This window comes from Leptospira ainazelensis (genome assembly GCF_016918785.1).
GTDB lineage: Bacteria > Spirochaetota > Leptospiria > Leptospirales > Leptospiraceae > Leptospira > Leptospira ainazelensis.
The window spans coordinates 210007-231730 of the sequence record NZ_JAFFPT010000072.1 but is presented as its reverse complement, the minus strand read 5'-3'; the positions used below and the strand labels follow the sequence as shown (position 1 = coordinate 231730).

Sequence of the window (21724 nt, the reverse complement as noted above, 5' to 3'; positions counted from 1 at the left end):
TTCCTTATATTCCGATTTCAAAATATACTTTCAGAGAATACGATTCTAAATATCGTCCCTTGATTCAAAACACTTTCCACTTCTATTCTTCCACCCATCGACTCCACCTGATTTTTTGTGATAAACAATCCGATTCCTTTGGAATCCCGGTTATTGTGAAAGGTCTTATACATTCCAAAAAGTTTATCTCCGTTTTTATTCAGATCGATTCCGAGACCGTTATCCTGAATGCTTAAAACGAGTCTTTTTTTTTGATACTCGGCGCTGAGAGTGATCTCCGGGTCTCTTTGAGGATGTCTGTATTTGACAGCGTTTGTCAAAAAATTCAATAGAATACTTTCCATGTAGGAGGTATTACATTTTACTCTTACCGATTCCGAAACCAAATTGTGAATTTGAACGTTGTTCCTTTGTATTTCGCCGCTAATCGTCTGAGACACCTTTTCGATGTATTCCCTCAGGGAGATTTCGGTATTTTGAATATTCTTATTTGTTTGAATGGAAACTACTTCGTTTAAGTTTAGAACGGTCTCCATTAGACTGTCCGAAGCTTTTTGGATATAACGGATCATCTTCTCTTCCTTTTCGGAATCGGCCGTCGCCTCCTCCAAAATTTTAAGAAGCATCGCGATATTCCCCGCGTGCGAACGGAGGTTGTGGGAAACTATATGAGCGAAATTTAATAATCTTTCGTTCTGATCGTTGACGATATTTAGGGTTCCTTGCAGAGCAAGTTCTCTTTCTTTCTGTTCCTGAATATTCTGAAACGTTCCGGAAACACGAATACACTTTCCGTTTAGATACTCCGGTTTTCCGATCGTCCGCGTCCAAACGAAATTCCCTTTTGCCGTTACGATCTCCACCTCGAAATCGAAATGTTTTCCGGACACGATCGAATCCTCAAGAATGTCCGCCGAACGTTTTCTTTCCAATTCACTTTTAAAAAAACGTGCACCCTCTTGACCGGTGGGAATGTAGTCTTCCGGTAATTCGAAGATCGCCTTCGTCACCTTACTCCAGACTCTTGTGTTCGTTTCGAGATCCAATTCCCAGGAACCTATCCGCGCGGCTTCGTTGGTTCGTGTAAGAATTTCTTCCAATTTACTTCTTTCAAATTCTTTGCGTTTGAGGGCGCTGATATCTTCCGTATACATCAGAATGCCGCCCACTTCGTTCTGAGAGCGGTACCAAGGACGCACTTCCCAGATGATCCACTGAGAACTTCCGTCTTTACGAACGAATAATTCTTCGTCTCTTCTTTGAACCTTACCGTTCAGACATTCCCTGTGGATTTGTTTCCACTCTTCTCCGATCTCCGGAAAAATCTCGTAATGGGAATGTCCTAAAATTTCGGTTTCAACCAGACCGTAATCGGCGAGCCATTGTTGAGACGCTGCCATATAACACATGTTAGTATCAAACATCGCGATAGCCGAAGGAGCTTTTTCGATAAAAACTTTCGTCAGCTCGTAACTTTCTTTGAGAGCGGTCTCCGCATTTTTGTGTTCGGTGATATCCCAGTTTGTCCCCACCATTCGAAACGCTCTTCCGGAAGAGGTTCTCTGAACGATTGCGATCGCTTTGATATGCCGAATGGATCCGTTCGGCCAGATCACTCGGAATTCCATATCGAAGTCTTTGATTCCTTCCACGGCGTTTTTGTGTTCGATTCTACAACGTTCCAAATCTTCCTGATGAAGACCCGCCTCCCAAGCTGCATAGGCTCCTGAAAAAGTATCGGCTTTCACTCCGTATAACTCATACATAGCTTCGTCCCAAGAAAGACGGTCCTTAATCAGATCCAAATCCCAGATTCCGACCTTGGCCGCTTTTGTCGCGAGAGCGAGACGGTCGACTGTCAGTTTTAATTCGGACTCGATCCTTTTCGATTCGGTAACGTTGAAGTAAGTCCCGAGCATAAGAACCGGTTTTCCGTTAAGATCTACTTCGACAAGTTTGCAGGTACATCGAAACCAGACGATACTTCCGTCACGATGGAGAAATCGGATGTCGGTTTCATAGAGTTGACGTTTGGACGTCTTGAGATATTCTTCGAATTCGTCCCGGATTTTTACCAGGTCCTCGGGTAAAATATGAGACTGCCATGTTCGAATCGAATCTTTCAATTCGTGGTCTTCATAACCGAGCATGGCTTTCCAGGCGGGAGAAAGATAACTTGTATTTTGTAAAAAATTTTTTTCCCAGTAACCGGCGTGAGCTTGTTCGAGAATGGTTTGGAGAATGTGAATCATCGCTTCACTCAATCTTAGAATTTCGGATCCCATTTCGGAAAGGAAGGAAGAAACCGCCGTAGATCTTCGAATCAAAGAAAGAATCGGTCAAGCTTAAAAGTCCGGAGAATCCCTTTTTTGCGAGATCCTTCCTTAGAAAACTTCAATTTTCATTGGAAGGATCACGGAATCCGAATAAACTTAGATACTTTACAGTTTTTGAATATTTTTCCTTTCTAAAATTTCTCCCTTTCGAGAAACACGGTCTTCCCGCGCTAAATCGGTCAGTTTCTCTTTTTTGCGGGTTTTGTTTTTTGTTTTGTTTCTGTAAAAAGGAGTTTCACGTCTTTGGATTTGAGTTCCCTTCCGTCCTGAGATCTAATTTCGATCCTACGCACCGGCTTTTTGTAAAGTTCGTCCACGAGAATCTGATTTGTCCCTTTAGAATCGAAAAGATATTTCTCTCCCCACTGTCTGAGAGAAACAAGGATCGGAAAAAGATCTTTTCCTTTTTGTGTAAGAACGTATTCTTGATAGGCGCTTCCATCGGATGCGGGAACGATTTCCAAAATTCCTTGGGAGACCAATTTTTGAAGCCGGGAGGTAAGAATATTTTTTGCAAGCCCGAGGCTTTTTTCAAATTCTCCAAATCTTCTTTTCCCCAAGAAGGCGTCTCTTAAAATCAAAAGAGACCACCATTCTCCGATCACGGAAAGGGATCTTGCTATAGGGCATTCGTCTTCATCCAGATTTTTGCGCTTCACTAGTAAGTCCCCCTTCCTCCTCGAGTTTAATATAGATCTGAAAGATTCTACTTAACTGGCAAGATAAATTGGAGCCCCCGCCGGTAAACTGCTGGAACCTCCGTCGACAATGATCTCCGCTCCTTGCACATAAGAAGAATCATCCGATGCGAGAAACAAAACTACCTTAGCAATTTCATCCGGATCTCCGATTCTTCGAAGCGGAATCGAAGCGCTGATCTTATCCAATCTTTCGTTTGCGGCTTCAGTAGTACCCCAGATGGAAGTTCTGGTCGCACCGGGAACCACGATGTTAATACGAATTCCTTTCGGACTCAATTCCGCCGCAAGAACTCTTGTCATGGAACGAACACCCGCCTTACTCGCTGCATACGCGGAAGTTCCCGGCGCTCCGATCGTGTTTATGATCGAACCGTTGAGGACCACCGAAGATCCTTTTTTGAGCAAAGGAAGAGCGGCTTGGATCGTCATAAAAACTCCGGTCACATTCACTCGAAGAACTTCGTCGAAGATCTCTTCAGTTGTGTTCGCGGCGGGAGTCGGTTTCATAATTCCCGCGTTTGCAAAAACGACGTCTAACGTTCCGAATTCTTCCCGAATTCCTTTAAAAAGCAATTCCCGTTCCTCCTTGTTTAAAACGTCAGCCCTATAAGCTCGGGCTTGATTGCCCAAGATTTTTACCGCAGAATCCAAAGTATTTTGGTCCCGTCCGGTAATGATCACGTTCGCACCTTCGTCCACAAATAATTTCGCGGTAGCAAATCCGATCCCGCCGTTTCCACCCGTAATCAAAACGACTTTATTCTTAAATTTCATATATCGATCCTCGTAAATTCTAGTTTAATTAAGCAACTACTTTTGTTGGACTTACTCTAGTTTAATAATGCAACCATTTTTGTGGTTTTTGAGGAGAATTTCGAAAAAAAAAAACGAGAAAAGAGAACGTTTATCAGAAAGCTCCTCTTTTCTCGCTCAAACCTTCGGTTCCAATGGAACCCAGGATCCTTAGTCCTTTGTTATTTCGTTTACGCTGACTCCAACTTTTTCCCCGAGTTGAGTCCCGTATGCCGGATCACAACGATAGAAATGTTTTAAGTTCGCGACGAGCAAACCTTTGGGAAGACCCTTCATCGTAGATGCGATCGTAGAAGTGAGGCGTTCTCTCTCGTCCTGTTTTAACATCCGATAAAGATCGCCGGCTTGCGTATAATCGTCGTTATCCGCGTGCGCGTCATAACGATCCGCGTCTCCGGAAATTCTCAAGGGAGGTTCTGCAAAGGAAGAATCTTGAGAAGGTCCTTCGAATCCGTTCGGTTCGTAGTTGTCGTAGTTTCCGTCGGATTGAAACTTAACACTTCCGTCCCTGTGATAGACGTTGACTTGGTTTTTAGGTCGATTGACCGGAAGTTGTTGATACTGAACACCAAGACGATATCTCTGTGCGTCAGGATAGGCAAACAACCTTCCTTGCAACATTTTGTCCGGAGAAGCTCCGATACCCGGAGGCATATTTGCCGGAGAAAACGCGACCTGCTCCACTTCTTCAAAGTAGTTTTTGGGATTCGCATTCAGCTCCAAAACCCCGACTTCGATCAGAGGGTAATCCTTATGCGACCAGACCTTTGTGAGATCGAAGGGATTGAATCTGTAATTCTCCGCTTCTTTTTCGGGCATTATCTGAACGCAAAATTTCCATTTCGGAAATTCTTTTCTTTCGATCGCTTCAAACAAATCTCTCGTTGAGTAATCCGGGTCTGTTCCGGCTAACGCGGTCGCTTTTTCTCCGCTGAGATTTTTGATCCCCTGCAAAGACTTAAAGTGAAACTTCACCCAGAAACGTTCTTCCTTTGTATTCCAAAGAGCGAATGTATGACTTCCATAACCGTTCATAAAACGATAACCGTCAGGAATCCCGCGATCCCCAAAAAGAATCGTCATCTGATGTAAGGCCTCGGGTGATTTTGCCCAATAATCCCACATACGATACGGATTCTTATAACCCGTAACCGGATCTCTTTTTTGAGAATGGATAAAATCCGGAAACTTCAAAGGATCTCTTTCAAAAAAGACGGGAGTGTTGTTCCCGACCAAATCCCAAATTCCTTCTTCTGTATAAAACTTGATCGCAAATCCTCTAGGATCTCTTTCCGTATCGGCGGAACCCTTTTCACCCGCGACCGTCGAGAATCGTAAAAAAAGAGGAGTTTGTTTTCCAACCTTTGAAAAAACGGAGGCTCTGGAATACTTGGAAAGATCTTGAGTAATCGTAAGAGTTCCATAGGCTCCCGCTCCTTTTGCGTGAACGACCCTTTCCGGAATTCTTTCCCGATTGAAGTTCGCCAACTTCTCGATGAGGTGTGTGTCCTGAATCAGGATCGGCCCCCTCGGCCCTGCCGTGAGAGAATGTTGGTTCTGAGGAACCGGATGTCCTCCGGACGTTGTTAGAATTTTTTTACCCATTGTCTGCCTCCTTTAAGCGCGTTTTGAGTGAAATATTGAAACCAAGAATTGATAAACGAAATGACTCGAGAGGATCGACTTCGTTTTTTTTCGGAAAGAAGTTCGCCGACTCGTTTGCGTCCGAACATTTCAGAAAATTGGAATGCGTTTTGACCTTTGGAGTTTTTGTAATTCTTATCCGCTCCGGACTTCATAAGAATTTCAACGATGTTCTCAAACCCTTTAAAAGCGGCCCCCATAAGAATCGAATTTCCGGAATCATCCGTGGCATTGACGTCGGCTCCCTGTGAAATTAGGAAACGAACCGTCTCTTCCCTACCGTTGTAGGCGGCTAACATAAGTAAGGTGTAACCCTTTTGATTTCTCGTTTCAAGATTTCCGAAAGTCTGAAGACGAGAAGATAGCTCTTGGAGATTCCCTTTTCTTGAGAGATCAAAACAAGGGTTTTCCGAACTTATGCTCTTTCTAAATTCTTCCCAAGCCTTCGAATTTCTCTGGGAAGAATTTGATAAATTCTTATAATTTGAATTCTTTTCCATCGTGTCCATTTTTCCCTCCGGAAGAAATCAGTTCCAAAACTGAGAAAACGCTTTGTTTTTTAAATTTTGAGATTTATTATAAATTTAGACTTAGTATAAAATAGGAAAAAATTAGCGCAAGTCTTTTTTTAGAATCAGTCTAAATTAATGACAAAAAGAACGAGATCTGAGAGGTTGTTTTTATGAAGGATTCTTTCGAGAGAAGCAAAAAGATTCTGGAGGACGCAGGGATCAACGTGACCGTTCAGAGGTTACAGATGGCAAATCTTCTGCTTTCCGAACCTCAACATTTGACTGCGGATCAAGTGTTTCAACTGATAAACGAACACTTTCCAAGCGCTTCTCGCGCGACCATTTTCAACAATCTCAAACTTTTTGCGGAAAAAGGAATCGTGAATCTTCTGGAACTCAAGTCCGGAATCACTCTTTATGATTCGAACGTGAAAAGTCACCACCATGCCCTCGACGAAGAAACCGGGGAAATTTTTGATCTCGAGTTGGATTCTAAACTTCAAGAGAAAATCCTTTCCGAACTCAAGAGAGACTTCGAAGAGAAGACCGGAAATTCTTTTGAAAACTGCAATCTTCTAATTACCCTCAAGGGAAGAAAAAAATGATTCGAATTCGGCTTTGGTCCGAATTCTTCCGTTGATAAATTCAATTTTTAGAATATTCTTATTTTAAAATTCTTCTCCGAGATTGTTGTCTCCAATCTTCCTTCTCTCTTTGTAAACGAAACGGTCGCAATACCCAAAATTCTATCGGGATTTATTTTTAGGGACCCCTCTCGAAGTTCAAAACTCGCGTATTTTCTCAAAAAAAAAGGGTTTCGAGCAGAGAAAAATACCGGATTCTTTTCCTCTTTATGTCCTCAAAAACCTAATGAGAATTTCTAAATTCTCCGATCCTAAGAAGGTAGAGGAGAAAGGCAAATGCTTAGAGGAATGTACACAGGCGCGAACGGGATGATCATCCAACAGACAAGAATGGATGTGATTTCAAACAACCTGGCAAACGTCGATAAGACCGCTTTTAAAAGAGATACCACCATATTTAAGACATTTCCTGAACTTCTACTCCATCGTTTCGACGAAGACGGAGTCGGAAAGGTCCCTATGGGATCCTTTGATACGGCGCCGGTGGTCGGCAAACTTGGATTAGGCGGAGAAGTCAACGAGGTCTATACTCGTTTTGAACAGGGAGCCGTAAAAAAGACCGAAAATCCGTTCGACATCATGCTCCAGGATAAACCCGGAAACGAACATCCCGCTTTTTTCAGCGTCATGACAAATCGAGGAGAAAGACTCTCCCGGAGCGGCGCCTTTGTAATGGACACGAACGGTTATTTAGTTTCGCCGCAAGGATTTCCCTTGATGGGAGAAAACGGACCGATTCGAGTCGCAAGAGGAAACTTTTTAATCAAAGAGAACGGCGAAGTCTGGATCAACGGAGAAATCGGAAACGATCCCGTAAATGGAACCTCCCTTGAAAAAAATCGCTTTGAAACTCCCGTTCTCCTCGATAAACTAAAAATTAGAACCGTGGAAAACCCTCGACACTTGGATAAAGAAGGCGACTCATTTTACGCAGATACTCCGGAATCCGGGGAACCCGTTCCTTTCGAACTCAAAGACGAACCTTCGGTTCTCCAAGGTTATCTCGAAGCGTCTAACGTGAGCGTCGTTACTGAAATGGTAGAAATGATCGAGGTCAACCGTTCTTACGAGGCCAACCAGAAAACGGTCCAAACTCAGGATAGCTTACTTGGCAAGCTCATCAATGAAGTTCTGAGATAATAATCCCTTCCTTCCGATCCCAACTGCTGGACCGAACGACCCTCGGGGATCGGAACCAAAGGATACTTTACTCACCCCTCTTCCATCATCAACTTCCCCAGCAAGCATCCCTCCATTTTCACAAATCACATCCAAACCAAACACGTGAGCATTCTTGAGAAAGGAGAACTCATTCAAGTAACGAGTAGAGTTCTCAGGACGAATGTAACTTTATTTTTCTTCTCTTTTGTCGGTTCTAAAATTTTTGAGTTTCTACGAGTATGTTTGAAATATGAAAAAGTGAACAGATTTGGAGATTTTTTTAGATCCTTATACAAGTTTCTTTGCTATAATCCAAAAGGAAAAAACGGATCCAGTATCATTCTTTAATAAATCGACTCTTAGTATGGAGCAGGAAAGGAGCGATCATATATGAGCAAATCGTTAACAGGAAAAGTTGCATTGGTTGCCGGCGGCACAAGAGGCGCAGGCAGAGGCATCGCGATTCAGTTAGGCGCAGCAGGTGCAACCGTATACGTCACGGGTCGAAGCAGTAAAACACAAAGGTCGGAAATGAATCGCCCGGAAACGATCGAAGAGACGGCGGTTCTCGTCGATCAAGCCGGTGGTCGCGGAATCGCTGTGTTAGTGGATCATCTAGTCCCCAACGAGGTTCGTAATCTCATCACACGTATCGAAAAAGAAGAAGGTTCGCTTCACATTTTAGTGAATGATATTTGGGGTGCAACGGTAATGGAATGGAACAAAACCGTTTGGGAATCTTCTTTGGAAATCGGACTTAGGACCTTCCGTTTAGGCGTGGAGACCCACGCGATCACAAGTCATTTCGCGCTTCCACTTCTCATTAAAACTCCGGGCGGTCTCGTTGTTGAGATGACCGATGGAACAAACGAATACAACGCGAGTAACTATAGAGTATCCTTCTTTTATGATTTGGCAAAAGCGGCGGTGAATCGAATGGCATTTTCTTTAGCTCATGAGTTAAAATCGTATCATGCAACCGCAGTTTCTTTGACGCCGGGTTGGTTGAGATCCGAGGCAATGCTCGACGCCTATCAAGTGAAAGAATCGAACTGGCGCGACGCGATAAAAATAACTCCCCACTTTGCGATTTCAGAAAGTCCCGCCTTTGTCGGTCGCGCAGTCGTCGCTCTCGCCGAAGATTCGGATCGATCTCGTTGGAACGGAAAATCGTTATCAAGTGGGGAACTCGCAGCCATTTACGGCTTCACCGATCTTGACGGAAGTCAACCGGATGCTTGGAGGTATATGGTCGAAGTCCAAGATCCTGGCTTAGCCGCTGATACAAAGGGTTATCGTTGACCTTTTTTTATTTTAGAGAATTCGATAATAATCGATTAGAATCTTGAATGTCGCTTCGGACCGGAAGGCCGCAAGAAATGATCGAAAGAAATGTACAATACAAAGATCGGAACAAACCGCAGAATTTCTTTGGAATCACGATTCGACTCTTCTCTCCCGAATTCGTATAAAAAATCAAAATCCGAAAACGTTTCCCTTTTTATTTAAATTTGTGCAAAGCCATTAAAGCTGAGCGGTTACTTATCGAAGAATTGTATATAAGGAACCTTTGATCTTTTTAATTTAAGAATTTTTTAAATAAAAAAAGATCTCCATTTTAAACATGAACCACAAAAATCAAAACCTTGTCACAATAGGCCTCATCAGCCTCTTTAGTATTTCCTTCCTCTTGGGCGGAACCTATCTTATTTATAATCAAAAAACGGGAACCGTTTCAACCGCGAGCGTAACCGCCTGTACGAAAATTCGTCGTGCGGAAATCTGCAATGGATTCTGGACTTATGATAACAGAATTCAATTTGGCGAAGTAGAGAACGCCAATTCCGACGACCTCGGAGCCAAGGTCCAAGTGATCGTTACCCAAGAAAGAGCCGTAAAGCCTACGCTTACATTACCGATTGCGCTCTATCTCATTGCGTTTGGAATCGCATTTATGGGAATACGTTGGTGGCAGACGGAAGCGTATAAAGAATAAGGATCTCATCTTTCGATCTCTTCTATCTTATAAGCCGCGTGACAAGCTACACATTTTTTAGTGAGCTCGTCCATTTCTCCGAGTATGATTTTGATATCTTGTTTCTTTCGAATCTGGATCGAGATTTTGTCGAATTGTTCGTGAGTTCCGAAACCGAGACGTTTAAATTCCAGAGGAAGTTTTAACAGGATTTTCTTTTCTTCGTTTTCCAAACTCTTAACGAGTCCCATCCCGGAATTTGACGCCGCCCGAGCCGCTCTTTCTAAATCGTTTTCGGAAAGACCTCCCATAATTCCGTTTACCGATGTAAGAAGTCCTCTCATTTCCGTTAACACCAAAATTCGTTCCTCTTCCGTTAGGCGAATGGAAGTTCTCCCGTCTTTCGAAGTTCCTGTATTACCTCTTATAAAAAACAATAACAAAAGTCCGGTTGTTCCCATCCACAAAAACAACGAAATAAAACCCCATGGAATTCTTCTAAAATTCATAATTCTACCTTTTACGTATTCAATTCAAAACCGAAATAAAGACTAAAAACACTCATCGACTTCTCAAATTGAAAAGATTGTAACGAAACATCGTTTATCGAAAATACGGAATGGGACAAACTCCAATCCGAAGATAAACTTCCATTCATACGTTTTGGGAATCCGTATTCCATTGCCAACTGAAACGCACAATCCTTCCAATAGTATCCGATTCCTCCCGCTATATGATGTTCGTTCGTACTTCCTAACATCGGACTTAAACCTCGATCGGTCACTGGAGATTTACCGTAACTATAACCCGTTCGAATTCTCAAAATTCGGCTCCAGATGTATTCAGCGCCTAAAGCGAACGAATATTGATCTCTCCAACGAAAATTCATCTGCATCGTATTGGTCTCCGTACCCAGCGGAGTTTCAATCCAAGAATGTTCTAAAACAAACTTACTTGTTTTAAAATGTTCGGACCATGGAACAAACTTAACGTCGAAATCCAGTATCCACGCATTGTTTCGATAAGAGATCCCGAAGATATGCCGATCGGGCCAGGACATAAAACGAGAAACCCGCGCATCGAAAGACTTGCCCGGATCCAAACTTTCCACGTTCATTCTTCCGTCTAAATGTAAGACGTTACGCAACGTGTATGAATATGCGATCCGGATCCGCTCAGTTAGTTCATAAGATATTCCTAATTTTCCTCCGTAAGTATAAGAAGGATCGCTCGAATATCGAATACTTCCGGGCAACTCCAAGCTGCGAGTCTCATCCCGATAAACCTTTTTCATCTGCATAAAAGAATAAACCAGGTCCACGCCCGCGCCGATCGCAAAACGATCGAACTTATAGCCAAAACCGATCGTTGCCTTTGTGACCATAAATTTAAAAACCATGTCTTCCTGAATTTTTCTTTCTCCTCCTATCACTGGAATTTCCAAACCTAAAGTTTCGTTTAAGGTCTTTTTCTCCGGCGCCAAACGAGTGATCTTTGAAAATGTTCCCCCACCCCCGCCTTGAGAATAAAGAGCCACTCCGATTCCCAGACGGTCCGTAACCTTGGAAACGTATCCGAGATAAGGAAGAATGGCCTTCGGATATTGTGTGATTTGGTTGGAATAAGCGTAATCCGGTCGAAGATCCATAAAGGAATCGGAATATTCAATTTGTGCAAAGTGAAAGGCGGATCCGAATTCCGATTTCGACTTTTGAAAACGGGACAAATGGGACGGATTCGATTCCAAATCCATAATAGAACCTCCGACCGCTTGAAACGCCCCTCCCATACCCGCTTGCCTCGCTCCAAAGGAAGTCTGGAGAATTCCCTGAAAACCGTATATTGAGCCGAAACCGAGCAAAATAAATAAGAGTAGAATTTTTAGAATTCTCGGAAATCTAAGACTCGTCCGAATGAAAAGAAGTGAAATTTTAAGAATGACTCTGACAATCAGGATCATTAAAGTTTTATAAAACATAAAAACATAATTTTTATAATTCTAACCTATTTATAAATTTGTTCGTTACAGAAGGCATCGGATTTGATTGATCTCTTTCGTAAGAATCAATTCCTCCAGGATGCTTTTTAAAAATCCGGCTTCGTCTTTCGCCTTACAATGAATAACTCCGTCGTCGTCCATAAAAAAAGACCAACGAAACACAACAATTCCGTCGTATTTTCTTTTATGACTGAGTTCCGTGTGAATCACCGAATTCCGGTCCAAAATTCGGATTAAAATATTTCTCCATTTTGGAAGATCGCCGTCGCGGATAAAAATTTCCAAATTCATTCCGATCATTTCAGAAGGACCGAATTGCAGGAGCTGCAAAGATTGAGAACTCATTTCTAAAATCAAACCCTCAGAATCCAAACCGCATTCGATTTCAAAAAAATTCTGATTTTTATTCTGATTAGTCCTTAACCGTTTTAATAGACGTTCTTCCGCCTTTTCCAATTCGTTTTGGATATAACAAACATCGTGAGTCATACTCGCCTCCCGTTGGCCTTGCCGAAGGTCTAACAGATTCAAACTCAATGATTCACAAACAATATACCATCGTTTCCATCTTTTAGCATTGATCTAAATCAACGTGAAGAATCTTTCCGAACTGACTTTCCTTGATCCGGATCAATGAGAAAGACTCGCAAAAGGAATAAGATTTTTAAAACAGAACCCGAAAATAGGAATTTAAAATAAGTTTTCTACGATCATTTTAAGGATGTTTCCATGTATTATGTTTTTAAGAATTTTATAATTATCTTATCTTTTATCCTTTCGATAGGATGTTCTCAATTCCAATCCGCTCGGAGCGGAAATCAAATCGAACAACAATTATTCCAATTGGTTTTATTGGGAGGCGCTCCTCAAAAAGTGGGCTGTTCGGTAAATTCTGCCGCGCCGATCCCGAATACTCTGACCTACGTGAAGAGCAAAAGAACCAAGTTCGAAATCAACTCTTGTAACGTCGAGGAACTTTCTAAATTAGGTTTGATTGCAAATTCTTCGAAGTTGAGTCCCGGACTTTCAGGTCAATCCGGCGCGAGTATGTTTGCTACAAGCTCCGCCCATTCTCTCCCGATTTCGGAAGGTGGGACCAATATCGAAGTTTCATTCTCCCTTAAAACGGGTGGAAGTCTCGAAATTTATTCCTACGGAATCGGATCCGATTTCACACTGAGCGGTCCGGCGGTTCGGCTCAGCGAATCTAAAAAAGAGGAATTCTATTCGAGTCTGTTGGGCGGCTTTACGACAACAAACAAGGGAACAGCCGCGCTGAATCCGCAAGTGAATTATATTTACTGCATAGACTTTCAGTTTGCCGAATCTCAGCAATGGATCAACGCCTGGCCCAAAGCCTGTAACGAAGTCAGCCTTACCGAAAGAAATTCGATGATGATGTTCCCCGTCATGCAAATGATGAACGTGCCTACTTTTTCAGGTAACAAGGTAGGTTTTGTTCTCAACGGAGCCACGGTAACTTCGTTCACGATCGGCGGAATCGTTTCCCAAATCGATTAACCTTCACACTGGAGGCCGTTTTAAACAAATCCAATGGTAATTCAAAATGTCTTATGCTTTAAAAATTCTTACATTTCTTTTATTGTCTTCTTACGTTTATCCGCTACTTGCGGATAAAGACAAAGCGGTAAAGGAATTCCACGAACATCATCTCGACGATGATTCCAAACAAAAGAATGACGAAACTCAGCATATACACCAGGAACGAGCCGACCAAGTCGCACCCGCCGGAGTTATGGCTCCTCATCTTCATAAAAAAGAAACTTGGATTATTGATTTTCGATCGATGACGATGCGGATGTCGGGTTTATCCATGGGAAACAAACCCATCGGCGATCTGGAAACGCTTTGGTTTCCCCAATTCGATCCGTCCGTGGCGATGCCTTCCGGAAGCATTCTTACTGGAGGCGAGAGTGTTCCTCAAACTTCTTTGAACGAATATCGATACATGTCGATTCCTAAATCGATGACGATGGAAATGTATATGGCAAACGTTATGTATGGTCTTACCGACGATACGATGTTTATGTTTATGCTTCCGATCGTGAAGAACAAGATGGTGATGGAAACTAGCAATTTTGATCGCTCCGATATGTCCTCGGGAGGAATCGGAGATATCTCCTTCTCGATCGCTCACCGTTTTTTCAAAAGAGAAGATCATGATTTCTTTTTAAACTTCGGAGTTTCGCTTCCGACGGGATCCGTCGATGAAAGCGATTGGATGCCGATGATGGGAAAACAAAAAGTTCCATACAACATGCAACCGGGAACAGGAACGATCAACTATCAACCGGGTATTACTTATACGGGAAAGTCGGATCGATTTTCTTGGGGAATCAATTCGTCTGCGAATCTAAGAAGTTCCAAAAATCAAAACAACTATCGCTTTGGAAATCGATACGAATCCACTGCTTGGATCGCGTATTCGATATTGCAGTGGATGAGTTTTTCCGTAAGAGTACAATCGAATCAATGGGAGAATCTTCGAGGAAGGGATTCTTCCTTGGACCCGAAAATGGATCCACAGAATGATCCAAATCGTCAAGGCGGCAATCGATCAGACGCGTTCGTGGGACTGAATTTTTTGATTCACGAAGGCCCCTTTCGGGGAACAAAGTTCGGCGTCGAGGCGGGAAGACCTTTTTATCAACACCTAAACGGACCGCAGATTGCGGTTCAATCCACAATCAATCTGTTTGTGCAATTTCAACTCGAATAAAAATGCCGTGTCCGATTCTCCAGGATATATCTATTTTTTAGAATATTTGAATTTTTTAAAGATTGAATTTATTAAAAGTTCCGTTTGATAAATTTCTTATAGGAAATCCAGAGCGGAACCGTAATCCATCCCGAAAGAAATAGAATCGAAAGAAGAATCACCGATTTCAGTCCGATCGTCTTTAGCAAAAACGCACCGGAAAAACCGAGAAGAACCGAGGCCTTTGTCTGAAGAACCATAACGATGCGAACCAAATCGATCGGATTGAATAGGATGATGATCAAGGAAGGAATTTCCACCGGATATTCTCCCAAATAAACGCTTAACATAAATACGATGGAATCAAAGAATATAAAAAAGTACAACCAGATAAGGAGAGCGCCGGAAATGATCAATTCCCCTTTTTTGAAAAAAGAGGACAATAAAAACGCGAGTGAAACGAAGATAAATACCAATGTTAAACCGAAAACGATCAATTCGAGAAATAGAATCAAAAATGTTAGATCCGAGTAAAAAGATAAAACCCCGGGGACTCCGACTCCGACTACAAGACCCAAAGAAAGGGAAAGGGAAACCCCTAAGTATTTTCCGAAAAAATATTCGGTTCTCGTTACCGACTTGGAAAGCAACACTTCCGCAAACGGAATCGACTCTAAAAAGGACAACCCCGCAAAGGAAATCGCAAACAAAGGAACGATGAGTAAAACTATGTTCATAAGACTGGTGATCAGCCTTGTTCCGTTTTCGTCTCCGAAATAATTGAGCGCGGAAACAGACAGAGCCAGAAAACCGGTATATACAAACAACCAACGGCTTCGGAAGTTCTCTCTCAATTCGAATATTAGGATTTCTATCATTGTGTTTTTAAAAATTCTTTGTTCCAAAATTCCATCAGTGTGGATTGTAGATTTTCTTTTTGATTCTTCTCTATAAACGTTTTGGGAGATTCGTCGAGCAACAATCGCCCTTCCGCCATCAGCAAAAAACGATCCGAAACCTCTTCGACCTCGTTTAAAATATGAGTCGAAAAAATCACCAGGGCGCCCTCTTCTTTTTTTCGCTTTAACAGATCTTTTAACAGATGCGAGATATACGGATCCAAACTCGCGGTAGGTTCGTCCACGATATAGATCGATTTTTTTGTAGAAAAACACTGGAGTATATTCACTTTTTGTTTAGTGCCGCCGGACAACGACCCAAACCTCTGATCTTCGTATTCTTTTAGACCCAAGATTTCGTATAACGCGGGAAAATCGCTCGTGTCTACCGCTTCTAGTCTTTTGAAAAATTCGATCAATTCTTTTACCTTCAGATTTTTTGGGAAGAACGGAGACTGAGGCATATACCCGATCGCGGAAACGTCCGGATCCGTATTGAGGATCGTATTTTTTTCTATCTCGATTTTTCCCTTCTTCGGCGTAACGAGTCCGATCAAACTTTTTAGTAAGGAACTTTTTCCCGATCCATTCGGACCGATGACGGAAAGAATGGAACCGCCTTCCGCGACAAAAGAAAGATCGCGGACCGCTACGGTAGATCCGTAAACGACTTCTAAGTTCTTCACCTGAATCATAGATTCGCTCCCATACTCGGTCTTGGATCTTCAAAATCGATCGGAGTCACGATCGGAAACGCGTTTTCGATTCCCTGTAAAAAAATCACGACCGGCGATTGATATAGAACCATCAAAAACGGATACACAGCCACCCAGTAGCCGAAAAAATGAATCGGCTTGTGTGAAACATCTCCGTATCGATCCCGATTCAAATCATAACCTTTGTAACCGTCCCAATAGTTTTCTTGAAACGTATTTGTAGTCTTCTTTGTATTCGTGCTGATATCAAAGACGTTCTCTTTGAAATCGTTTTTGGCAAAGATATTCCGATCGCTGTTTCCCAAAACCCGGATTCCCCATCCGTTATTTATGATCTCATTGTATGTAAAATAATTTCGGTTAGAACCGTCGGCAAAGATGGCGATCGTATTGTTCTGAAACGTATTTTTTACGAGAATGCTGTCCGAAATTTCCTTCAGAAGTAATCCGTAGGAACTTTCTCCCCAGTTGTTTGCGAAGACGTTATCCTCGATGAGAATATTTTTACTATACATTACGGCAACACCCGCGGAGTTTTGTTCGAACCTATTCTTTCTAAAATCGTTATCCGAAGAAAACATAAAGTGCATTCCGTAACGTATATTGTTTTTGGAAATATTCTTTTCAATTTTGAGATTCGATGAAAATTCCAAATAGATTCCGTCTCGATGACGTTCCAATTTGTTACCTTCGATTCGAACGTTTTTGGAGGACCAGAGATGGATTCCATTTCCTCCCGAAACTTCGTTTTCAGCGTTTCCGTTCGAGCGATTGTTTAGTAGGCTACATCCGTCCACTTCCGCAAGATAAAGCGCATAGGTATTGTCTTCAAAAACCAAATTCTCGAATAAACATCCTTGCACTTTTTCCGCGTGAACTCCCGCGAATTCTTTCGTATCGGAGATTTCGCTTCCCCTGATTTTTAGATTTTTGATCGTGACTTGATTGGACTGAACGTCGATCACGTGTTTGTTTTTTTTTCCGTCGATCACCGCGTCCGATGAACCTTCTATAGCGACGGGTTTGTTTACGATGATCGAAGACTCTTCGTAAAGCCCCGTTTCGATCCGGATTTTATCTCCCGGACTTGCGGAATCGATCGCCTTCTGTATCGAATTTATGGGGCAACGGAGACAAACTTGAATTTCCTTTGAGTGCAGATCCTCCGCGAATCCGCTCAAACAAAATAAAAAAAAGAATCCGGAGAGAATTCTCCGATTTGCAAAATATTTTTGTTTTGAATCCTTTCTCATTCTATTCTTTATTTTTTGTCTCGGGCCTAATGATGGAACCTTTGTGATTTTTCAGATACTCGCGAGCTTTTTCCAAAGATGAAAACGCAACCAATCCCATTCCCATAGGAGAATGAATTTCTGCGGACTGAACGATGGCCGCCTCCTCTTCGCTTAACATTCGAGTTGAATTTTCATAATCCGTTACCCAGGAATGGATTTTTTTATCCCTCAAATTTTCCTTATAAGATCGTAGACATTCTATGGAATCAAAATAATACCGTCTTCCCTTATCAGTAAGCAGCTGGGAGTGGAACCTCATATCCACTATGGACATAGAACAATGGGAACACTTCTCCTTTCCACGTTCCGGAATCACGGGTTCTTTCGTTCCGCAGAAGACAAAACTCCAAAGAACGAAAGTAAACGTCCATAAGGAAATTCTAAACTTCATTTTTGGAGCGGTTCCTTTCCCGAACAAAAATCAGGATAAGAATCGAAATCGCGCTCAACAAAACGATTCCCCCCCAGGAAGGAAAACTACAAGCCGTGATGTTTAACATTTCCTTACAACCGAGTAGAGGCGGTTGATACGCCATGCCTGGAACGATGATCGGCGCTTCCGGATTGAGATTGTGGCCGTAGTTGTATTCCCAACGCCAAAAATCCGCCAAACCCACGATACCGAGCAGTACAAAATTGAAAATTCCCAATAAAACCATATAAACCCTTGGAAAAAGCGCGGTAAAAAAGGCTCCTACGATCAAATAACCCAGGACATACGGCATAAACAATAATTCAGGAATCGAATCCGATACGATCTCGTGCATTCCAATGTAATGATTTAGTAAATTAATGTTTTGTAAATCGTAAGGAGTCGCGCCGGTTACCTTATGAATCCAGATCCGCATCCCGAGTCCTTCCGGATATTGAGGAGCCGCTAAGGAGATATACCATACCGGAATAAAGAACACCGATATTAAAACGAGACCGACCCCTAAGATTAGGAGTCGGTGAACGTTCGTTAGCTTGTTGAAGAATAGACCTTTCATTGCGCGGCCTATTTACTGACTGACCCTGATGTATTGTTGCATCTCTTGGTGAAGAGCTGAACAGAAATCAGTGCAGTAGAAAGGAAAGATCCCCGGTTTAGAAGCCTGCCACTTGAAGGTTCTTGTTTGACCCGGCATGATCAGAAGGTTCGGCATATCCGGAGCTCCTCCGATCGCAAAACCGTGGGGAATATCGAAGTCCTGTTCCAAGTTGGTGACGTGAAAGTAAACCGTGTCTCCTCTTTTTACTTCGATGATATCGGGTTTGAAGTGTGACCGGATCTGAGTCATATACACTCTCACCGTGTTTCCCTCTCTCACTACCCGAGCGTCTTTTTCATTCTTAACCGCGTAAGGATGTTTGTTCTCTTCCAAAGGATAGATCTTTACCGCCTTATCCATCAAAAGTTTTGCGGGAATCATCTGTGAATAGTGTGGTTCTCCCACGGTCGGAAAATCGGATAAGAGTTCAGCCTTTCCTCCCGAGATATCGTAGAGTTGAGCGCTTTGAGGAAGTTCCATTCCTACTGGAAGATATCTGTCCTTAGTGATCTTATTCAACGCGATGAGATACTTTCCATAAGGATCCTTGGAGCTGCCGCCTACGATAGACAAGTGACCTACGCTGTAATAAGCCGGAAGATGTTGAACCACTTCCCAAGTGCCCAATTCCCATTTGATCACTTCCGAACTCACAAAACAGGAAGTATATGCAAAACCTTTTCCGTCAAACTCGGTGTGCAACGGTCCTAAACACGGTTTCTTAACCTCTCCGGCCAAAGTGGATTCATATTTCAAAACCGGAATATTCGAAATTTCTCCCGATCTATGATCCGGTTTATCCTTTACTTCCATCAGTTTTGAAAAAGAATGCACCGGAATCACCGTCGCCAGTTTACCTCCGCCAACGATATATTCTCCGCTTGGATCCACATCCGTTCCGTGCGGACTTTTGGGCGTCGGCATGTAATACATAATACCGGGACAATCCTTCGGTTGGAGCATCTTAACTCCGCTCAACTTTTCGGACACGGCGGGTTGATTTTCAGGAAGAAAATTTCTATAGTATTCTCCGCCGAAATTGCTCGCCTTTCCCTGATCCAGACATTGTTTTGCACGCACCCAGTTAAAGGCCAAGATATAATCCTTATCGTTTTTAGAAGCTCCCACTTCCAACATCTTGTGAGCCTGTTCGGAGTTATAGCTCGTAAAAAAACACCAGTCGTGCGATTTATTCTTTCCACAATGCGAAAGATCGTAATTGAATCCGGGAACTAACACCTGTAATTCGATCGAAAGTCTTCCCGACTTCGGATCGACCTTTACCATGGTGATAGTACCTTTGAACGCTCCTTTGGAAAATTCTTCCACCTTAACGCTGCTTTGTGGTATCGGTATGGAGAATCTGGTGGCGGCCATCAAGTATTCGGTATTCTCAGTCGCAAACGGAGACGCGTGATTTCCCGCGGTATTGGGAATTTCGATGATCTCCTTGGTTTCGAAGGATTTCAGATCGATCCTCGCCAATCTGGGAGTGTTGTTTGCGTTCATAAACAACCATCTGCCGTCCTGTTTTCCATCGGTCATGGAAGCTTCGATGTGATGACTGTCATCCCAAGGAACGTAACCGTAAGAAGTTTTTAACATGTTCTTAGTTTCTTCGTCATAACCGTATCCGTTTTCAGGGAAGACCGAAAAAACCGGAATGATTTTAAACAAACGAGTCGATGGAACTCCGTAGACCGACATCTGCCCGCTAAACCCTCCCGATAAAAATGCGTAGACTTCGTCCTTATCTCCGGGAGCTACGTAAACTCGTTTCGCCGCGTCGGACGCAAGCGTCGCAGTGGAAGCTCCCCCTTTACAATTCGTCGCCAAGATTACGGCGAATAAGAATAAATAAAAACATCTAAAGGATATCAATCTTATCTTCATATAAATTCCTCCTATTTCTTACTGTCCATTTTTCTAAAATACTCGAGGATCTCCCGAGCTTCACTTTCCTGAACGTTCTGAAAGGTCATCTGAGTTAGGTGTTCCGCAAGAAGACCTTGGGCGATCGGATCTTTTTGAGTCATTTCAACGGGATTTAGAATCATGTTCATGATCCATTCCGGAGTTCTCCGAAGAGTGACACCCGATAACGCGGGCCCCACAACCTTCTCTTCAAACTTGTGACAGGCGCTGCACTTTGCCTCGAATTGTTTTTTTCCTTTATTTGCAAGAGTTTCATCCAAGGCGGCCAGTACGACCGAGGCCACCGGGCCTATCCCTTTGGAGTTTTCGGTAGACGTCGAACCTTCTTCAGTCTTTTCTTTTCCACAATAAACTCCTAATATTAAAGAAATTGCGATCACGATCGCTGTTTTATTCCATCTAAGTCCAAAATGCCCTTTAGAAAATCGAATACCCATTTTGATTCCTCACCCTAACTTGAATCCATTCCGCAGACTAAAACATCCGATCCGCAGGCCGCAGGCCGCAGAATTGTGATCCGATTATAGTCTAAATTTGATTTTCTCAATTGATCCAAATCAAGTGGAGACAAAAGATTCCATTGACAATTGTCATCGTTCCTATTAAAAAATAGAATGAAATGAAACTAAATTGGAGGAGAATATTCCGTAAGTTTAAAAAGATTCCGGGAACGAATGGTATTATCAAAAGATAACGAGGGATACAGATTGTGTTACTGAATATATTCGAAGAGATCGGGGACCAAGAAATTCTTTCCATTTTTTCCAATGGAAAGGTGGAACACTATAAGAAGGGAGAATTTCTTTTTCACGAAGGAGATAAACCGAATTCATTGGATCTGCTGACGGACGGGACGGTTCAGATCTTTAAATACGACGGAAATTCTAACGAGATCACGATGAACTTCTTCTCACCCATTTCTCTTATCGCCGAGTTCGCAATCATCACAGGAATACCTTATCCCGCCTCTGGAAGATTTATCTCCGACTCCAAGATAATTCGTCTGCCCCTCTCCCAGTTAATAAACGAAATCAAAAATAATATCGCCCTCAATCATCTGCTCTTACAGTCCTTATTTCAAAAAATGCAGTCCTTAAACATGACGATCAATCGGGGGCTTACTATGGATTCAATGCAGAGAGTGGCTCATTTTTTATATCACCTTCCCGCCGATTGCCCCCCTCTCAATCACGGTCAAATCGCTTCGATGCTGATTCTTAGAGCGGAAACGTTTTCCAGAATCCTAAGACAATTGAAAGATCTTCAGATCATCGATCCGGAAAGAGGACAGATTAAAATTCTAAACAGAGAAGGACTCAAACAATTTCTCTGAAAGGCTGTTGA

At 42.6% G+C, this 21724-nt stretch carries 22 protein-coding genes and 1 pseudogene; 7 read left to right on the top strand and 16 right to left on the bottom strand.

Going from position 1 to position 21724, the window contains the following annotated elements; genetic code table 11:
- Positions 1–17 precede the first annotated feature (17 nt).
- From JWG44_RS17785 to JWG44_RS17765, 5 genes are all read right to left on the bottom strand, one after another.
- Complete coding sequence (locus tag JWG44_RS17785; RefSeq protein WP_205276433.1) at positions 18–2252, bottom strand: PAS domain-containing sensor histidine kinase; 2235 nt, start codon at positions 2250–2252, stop codon at positions 18–20.
- Between the two features lie 263 nt (positions 2253–2515).
- Complete coding sequence (locus JWG44_RS17780; RefSeq protein WP_205276335.1) at positions 2516–2995, bottom strand: winged helix-turn-helix transcriptional regulator; 480 nt, start codon at positions 2993–2995, stop codon at positions 2516–2518.
- Between the two features lie 51 nt (positions 2996–3046).
- Positions 3047–3811, bottom strand: a complete 765-nt coding sequence (locus JWG44_RS17775; RefSeq protein ID WP_205276334.1) for an SDR family NAD(P)-dependent oxidoreductase — start codon at positions 3809–3811, stop codon at positions 3047–3049.
- A gap of 189 nt (positions 3812–4000) precedes the next feature.
- Positions 4001–5455, bottom strand: coding sequence for a catalase (locus JWG44_RS17770; protein ID WP_205276333.1), 1455 nt, complete (start codon positions 5453–5455; stop codon positions 4001–4003).
- Positions 5437–6003, bottom strand: coding sequence for an ankyrin repeat domain-containing protein (locus JWG44_RS17765; protein WP_232371712.1), 567 nt, complete (start codon positions 6001–6003; stop codon positions 5437–5439). Before JWG44_RS17765 ends, JWG44_RS17770 begins: the two co-directional genes overlap by 19 nt.
- 173 nt (positions 6004–6176) lie before the next feature.
- On the opposite strand from JWG44_RS17765, the gene perRA reads away from it, so the two are divergent.
- Entirely contained in the window at positions 6177–6611 is a 435-nt protein-coding gene (gene perRA, locus JWG44_RS17760; RefSeq protein ID WP_205276332.1) for a peroxide-responsive transcriptional repressor PerRA, read from the top strand.
- Positions 6612–6926: 315 nt separating this feature from the next.
- Positions 6927–7790 carry a flagellar hook-basal body protein gene (locus JWG44_RS17755; RefSeq protein ID WP_205276331.1) on the top strand — a complete coding sequence of 288 codons (864 nt, stop codon included), beginning with the start codon at positions 6927–6929 and terminating at the stop codon, positions 7788–7790.
- On the opposite strand, the pseudogene JWG44_RS22570 reads toward JWG44_RS17755, so the two are convergent.
- A pseudogene (locus tag JWG44_RS22570) lies at positions 7755–7997 on the bottom strand (transposase); the annotation flags it as partial. The gene JWG44_RS17755 and the pseudogene JWG44_RS22570 overlap by 36 nt on opposite strands.
- 204 nt (positions 7998–8201) lie before the next feature.
- Between JWG44_RS22570 and JWG44_RS17750 the strand changes: the two are divergent.
- Positions 8202–9113 (top strand): SDR family oxidoreductase, encoded by a 912-nt coding sequence (locus tag JWG44_RS17750; RefSeq protein ID WP_205276330.1) that lies wholly within the window; start codon positions 8202–8204, stop codon positions 9111–9113.
- A 322-nt stretch (positions 9114–9435) separates the two neighbouring features.
- Positions 9436–9807 carry a hypothetical protein gene (locus tag JWG44_RS17745; protein ID WP_205276329.1) on the top strand — a complete coding sequence of 124 codons (372 nt, stop codon included), beginning with the start codon at positions 9436–9438 and terminating at the stop codon, positions 9805–9807.
- 5 nt (positions 9808–9812) lie between these two features.
- Here the strand turns inward: JWG44_RS17745 and JWG44_RS17740 are convergent, their stop codons facing one another.
- From JWG44_RS17740 to JWG44_RS17730, 3 genes are all read right to left on the bottom strand, one after another.
- A complete protein-coding gene (locus JWG44_RS17740; RefSeq protein WP_205276328.1) occupies positions 9813–10295 on the bottom strand; it encodes a hypothetical protein in 483 nt (160 codons plus the stop codon).
- 11 nt (positions 10296–10306) lie between these two features.
- A complete protein-coding gene (locus JWG44_RS17735) occupies positions 10307–11746 on the bottom strand; it encodes an OmpP1/FadL family transporter (protein WP_205276327.1) in 1440 nt (479 codons plus the stop codon).
- Positions 11747–11809: 63 nt separating this feature from the next.
- Positions 11810–12274: a PAS domain-containing protein gene (locus JWG44_RS17730; RefSeq protein ID WP_205276326.1), complete on the bottom strand. Its 465-nt coding sequence runs from the start codon at positions 12272–12274 to the stop codon at positions 11810–11812.
- Positions 12275–12514: 240 nt separating this feature from the next.
- Between JWG44_RS17730 and JWG44_RS17725 the strand changes: the two genes are divergently transcribed.
- Both JWG44_RS17725 and JWG44_RS17720 read left to right on the top strand, forming a co-directional pair.
- Positions 12515–13306, top strand: coding sequence for a hypothetical protein (locus JWG44_RS17725; RefSeq protein WP_205276325.1), 792 nt, complete (start codon positions 12515–12517; stop codon positions 13304–13306).
- A 46-nt stretch (positions 13307–13352) separates the two neighbouring features.
- Positions 13353–14525: a transporter gene (locus JWG44_RS17720; protein ID WP_205276324.1), complete on the top strand. Its 1173-nt coding sequence runs from the start codon at positions 13353–13355 to the stop codon at positions 14523–14525.
- A 71-nt stretch (positions 14526–14596) separates the two neighbouring features.
- Here the strand turns inward: JWG44_RS17720 and JWG44_RS17715 are convergent, their stop codons facing one another.
- Genes JWG44_RS17715 through JWG44_RS17685 form a run of 7 tightly spaced genes read right to left on the bottom strand, consistent with a single transcriptional unit; the run spans position 14597 to position 20817 of the window.
- Positions 14597–15382, bottom strand: a complete 786-nt coding sequence (locus JWG44_RS17715; protein WP_205276323.1) for an ABC transporter permease subunit — start codon at positions 15380–15382, stop codon at positions 14597–14599.
- Positions 15379–16098 (bottom strand): ABC transporter ATP-binding protein, encoded by a 720-nt coding sequence (locus JWG44_RS17710; RefSeq protein ID WP_205276322.1) that lies wholly within the window; start codon positions 16096–16098, stop codon positions 15379–15381. Before JWG44_RS17710 ends, JWG44_RS17715 begins: the two co-directional genes overlap by 4 nt.
- Complete coding sequence (nosD, locus tag JWG44_RS17705; RefSeq protein WP_205276321.1) at positions 16095–17372, bottom strand: nitrous oxide reductase family maturation protein NosD; 1278 nt, start codon at positions 17370–17372, stop codon at positions 16095–16097. Before nosD ends, JWG44_RS17710 begins: the two co-directional genes overlap by 4 nt.
- A gap of 1 nt (position 17373) precedes the next feature.
- Complete coding sequence (locus tag JWG44_RS17700) at positions 17374–17805, bottom strand: nitrous oxide reductase accessory protein NosL (RefSeq protein ID WP_205276320.1); 432 nt, start codon at positions 17803–17805, stop codon at positions 17374–17376.
- Complete coding sequence (locus JWG44_RS17695) at positions 17795–18403, bottom strand: hypothetical protein (protein ID WP_205276319.1); 609 nt, start codon at positions 18401–18403, stop codon at positions 17795–17797. The genes JWG44_RS17700 and JWG44_RS17695 overlap by 11 nt, the downstream gene beginning before the upstream one ends.
- Before the next feature lie 12 nt (positions 18404–18415).
- Complete coding sequence (nosZ, locus tag JWG44_RS17690) at positions 18416–20338, bottom strand: Sec-dependent nitrous-oxide reductase (RefSeq protein WP_205276318.1); 1923 nt, start codon at positions 20336–20338, stop codon at positions 18416–18418.
- Positions 20339–20349: 11 nt separating this feature from the next.
- The gene (locus JWG44_RS17685) at positions 20350–20817 is read right to left on the bottom strand and encodes a c-type cytochrome (protein ID WP_205276317.1); all 468 of its coding nucleotides are present in this window, start codon (positions 20815–20817) and stop codon (positions 20350–20352) included.
- 272 nt (positions 20818–21089) lie between these two features.
- Between JWG44_RS17685 and JWG44_RS17680 the strand changes: the two genes are divergently transcribed.
- The gene (locus JWG44_RS17680) at positions 21090–21713 is read left to right on the top strand and encodes a Crp/Fnr family transcriptional regulator (protein ID WP_205276316.1); all 624 of its coding nucleotides are present in this window, start codon (positions 21090–21092) and stop codon (positions 21711–21713) included.
- Positions 21714–21724 lie beyond the last annotated feature (11 nt).

Coding starts and splice junctions, on each gene's coding strand:
- JWG44_RS17785 (WP_205276433.1), bottom strand. CDS start 2,252: ATGATTCACATTCTCCAAACCATTCTCGAACAAGCTCACGCCGGTTAC.
- JWG44_RS17775 (WP_205276334.1), bottom strand. CDS start 3,811: ATGAAATTTAAGAATAAAGTCGTTTTGATTACGGGTGGAAACGGCGGG.
- JWG44_RS17770 (WP_205276333.1), bottom strand. CDS start 5,455: ATGGGTAAAAAAATTCTAACAACGTCCGGAGGACATCCGGTTCCTCAG.
- JWG44_RS17765 (WP_232371712.1), bottom strand. CDS start 6,003: ATGGACACGATGGAAAAGAATTCAAATTATAAGAATTTATCAAATTCT.
- perRA (WP_205276332.1), top strand. CDS start 6,177: ATGAAGGATTCTTTCGAGAGAAGCAAAAAGATTCTGGAGGACGCAGGG.
- JWG44_RS17755 (WP_205276331.1), top strand. CDS start 6,927: ATGCTTAGAGGAATGTACACAGGCGCGAACGGGATGATCATCCAACAG.
- JWG44_RS17750 (WP_205276330.1), top strand. CDS start 8,202: ATGAGCAAATCGTTAACAGGAAAAGTTGCATTGGTTGCCGGCGGCACA.
- JWG44_RS17745 (WP_205276329.1), top strand. CDS start 9,436: ATGAACCACAAAAATCAAAACCTTGTCACAATAGGCCTCATCAGCCTC.
- JWG44_RS17740 (WP_205276328.1), bottom strand. CDS start 10,295: ATGAATTTTAGAAGAATTCCATGGGGTTTTATTTCGTTGTTTTTGTGG.
- JWG44_RS17735 (WP_205276327.1), bottom strand. CDS start 11,746: ATGATCCTGATTGTCAGAGTCATTCTTAAAATTTCACTTCTTTTCATT.
- JWG44_RS17730 (WP_205276326.1), bottom strand. CDS start 12,274: ATGACTCACGATGTTTGTTATATCCAAAACGAATTGGAAAAGGCGGAA.
- JWG44_RS17725 (WP_205276325.1), top strand. CDS start 12,515: ATGTATTATGTTTTTAAGAATTTTATAATTATCTTATCTTTTATCCTT.
- JWG44_RS17720 (WP_205276324.1), top strand. CDS start 13,353: ATGTCTTATGCTTTAAAAATTCTTACATTTCTTTTATTGTCTTCTTAC.
- JWG44_RS17715 (WP_205276323.1), bottom strand. CDS start 15,382: ATGATAGAAATCCTAATATTCGAATTGAGAGAGAACTTCCGAAGCCGT.
- JWG44_RS17710 (WP_205276322.1), bottom strand. CDS start 16,098: ATGATTCAGGTGAAGAACTTAGAAGTCGTTTACGGATCTACCGTAGCG.
- nosD (WP_205276321.1), bottom strand. CDS start 17,372: ATGAGAAAGGATTCAAAACAAAAATATTTTGCAAATCGGAGAATTCTC.
- JWG44_RS17700 (WP_205276320.1), bottom strand. CDS start 17,805: ATGAAGTTTAGAATTTCCTTATGGACGTTTACTTTCGTTCTTTGGAGT.
- JWG44_RS17695 (WP_205276319.1), bottom strand. CDS start 18,403: ATGAAAGGTCTATTCTTCAACAAGCTAACGAACGTTCACCGACTCCTA.
- nosZ (WP_205276318.1), bottom strand. CDS start 20,338: ATGAAGATAAGATTGATATCCTTTAGATGTTTTTATTTATTCTTATTC.
- JWG44_RS17685 (WP_205276317.1), bottom strand. CDS start 20,817: ATGGGTATTCGATTTTCTAAAGGGCATTTTGGACTTAGATGGAATAAA.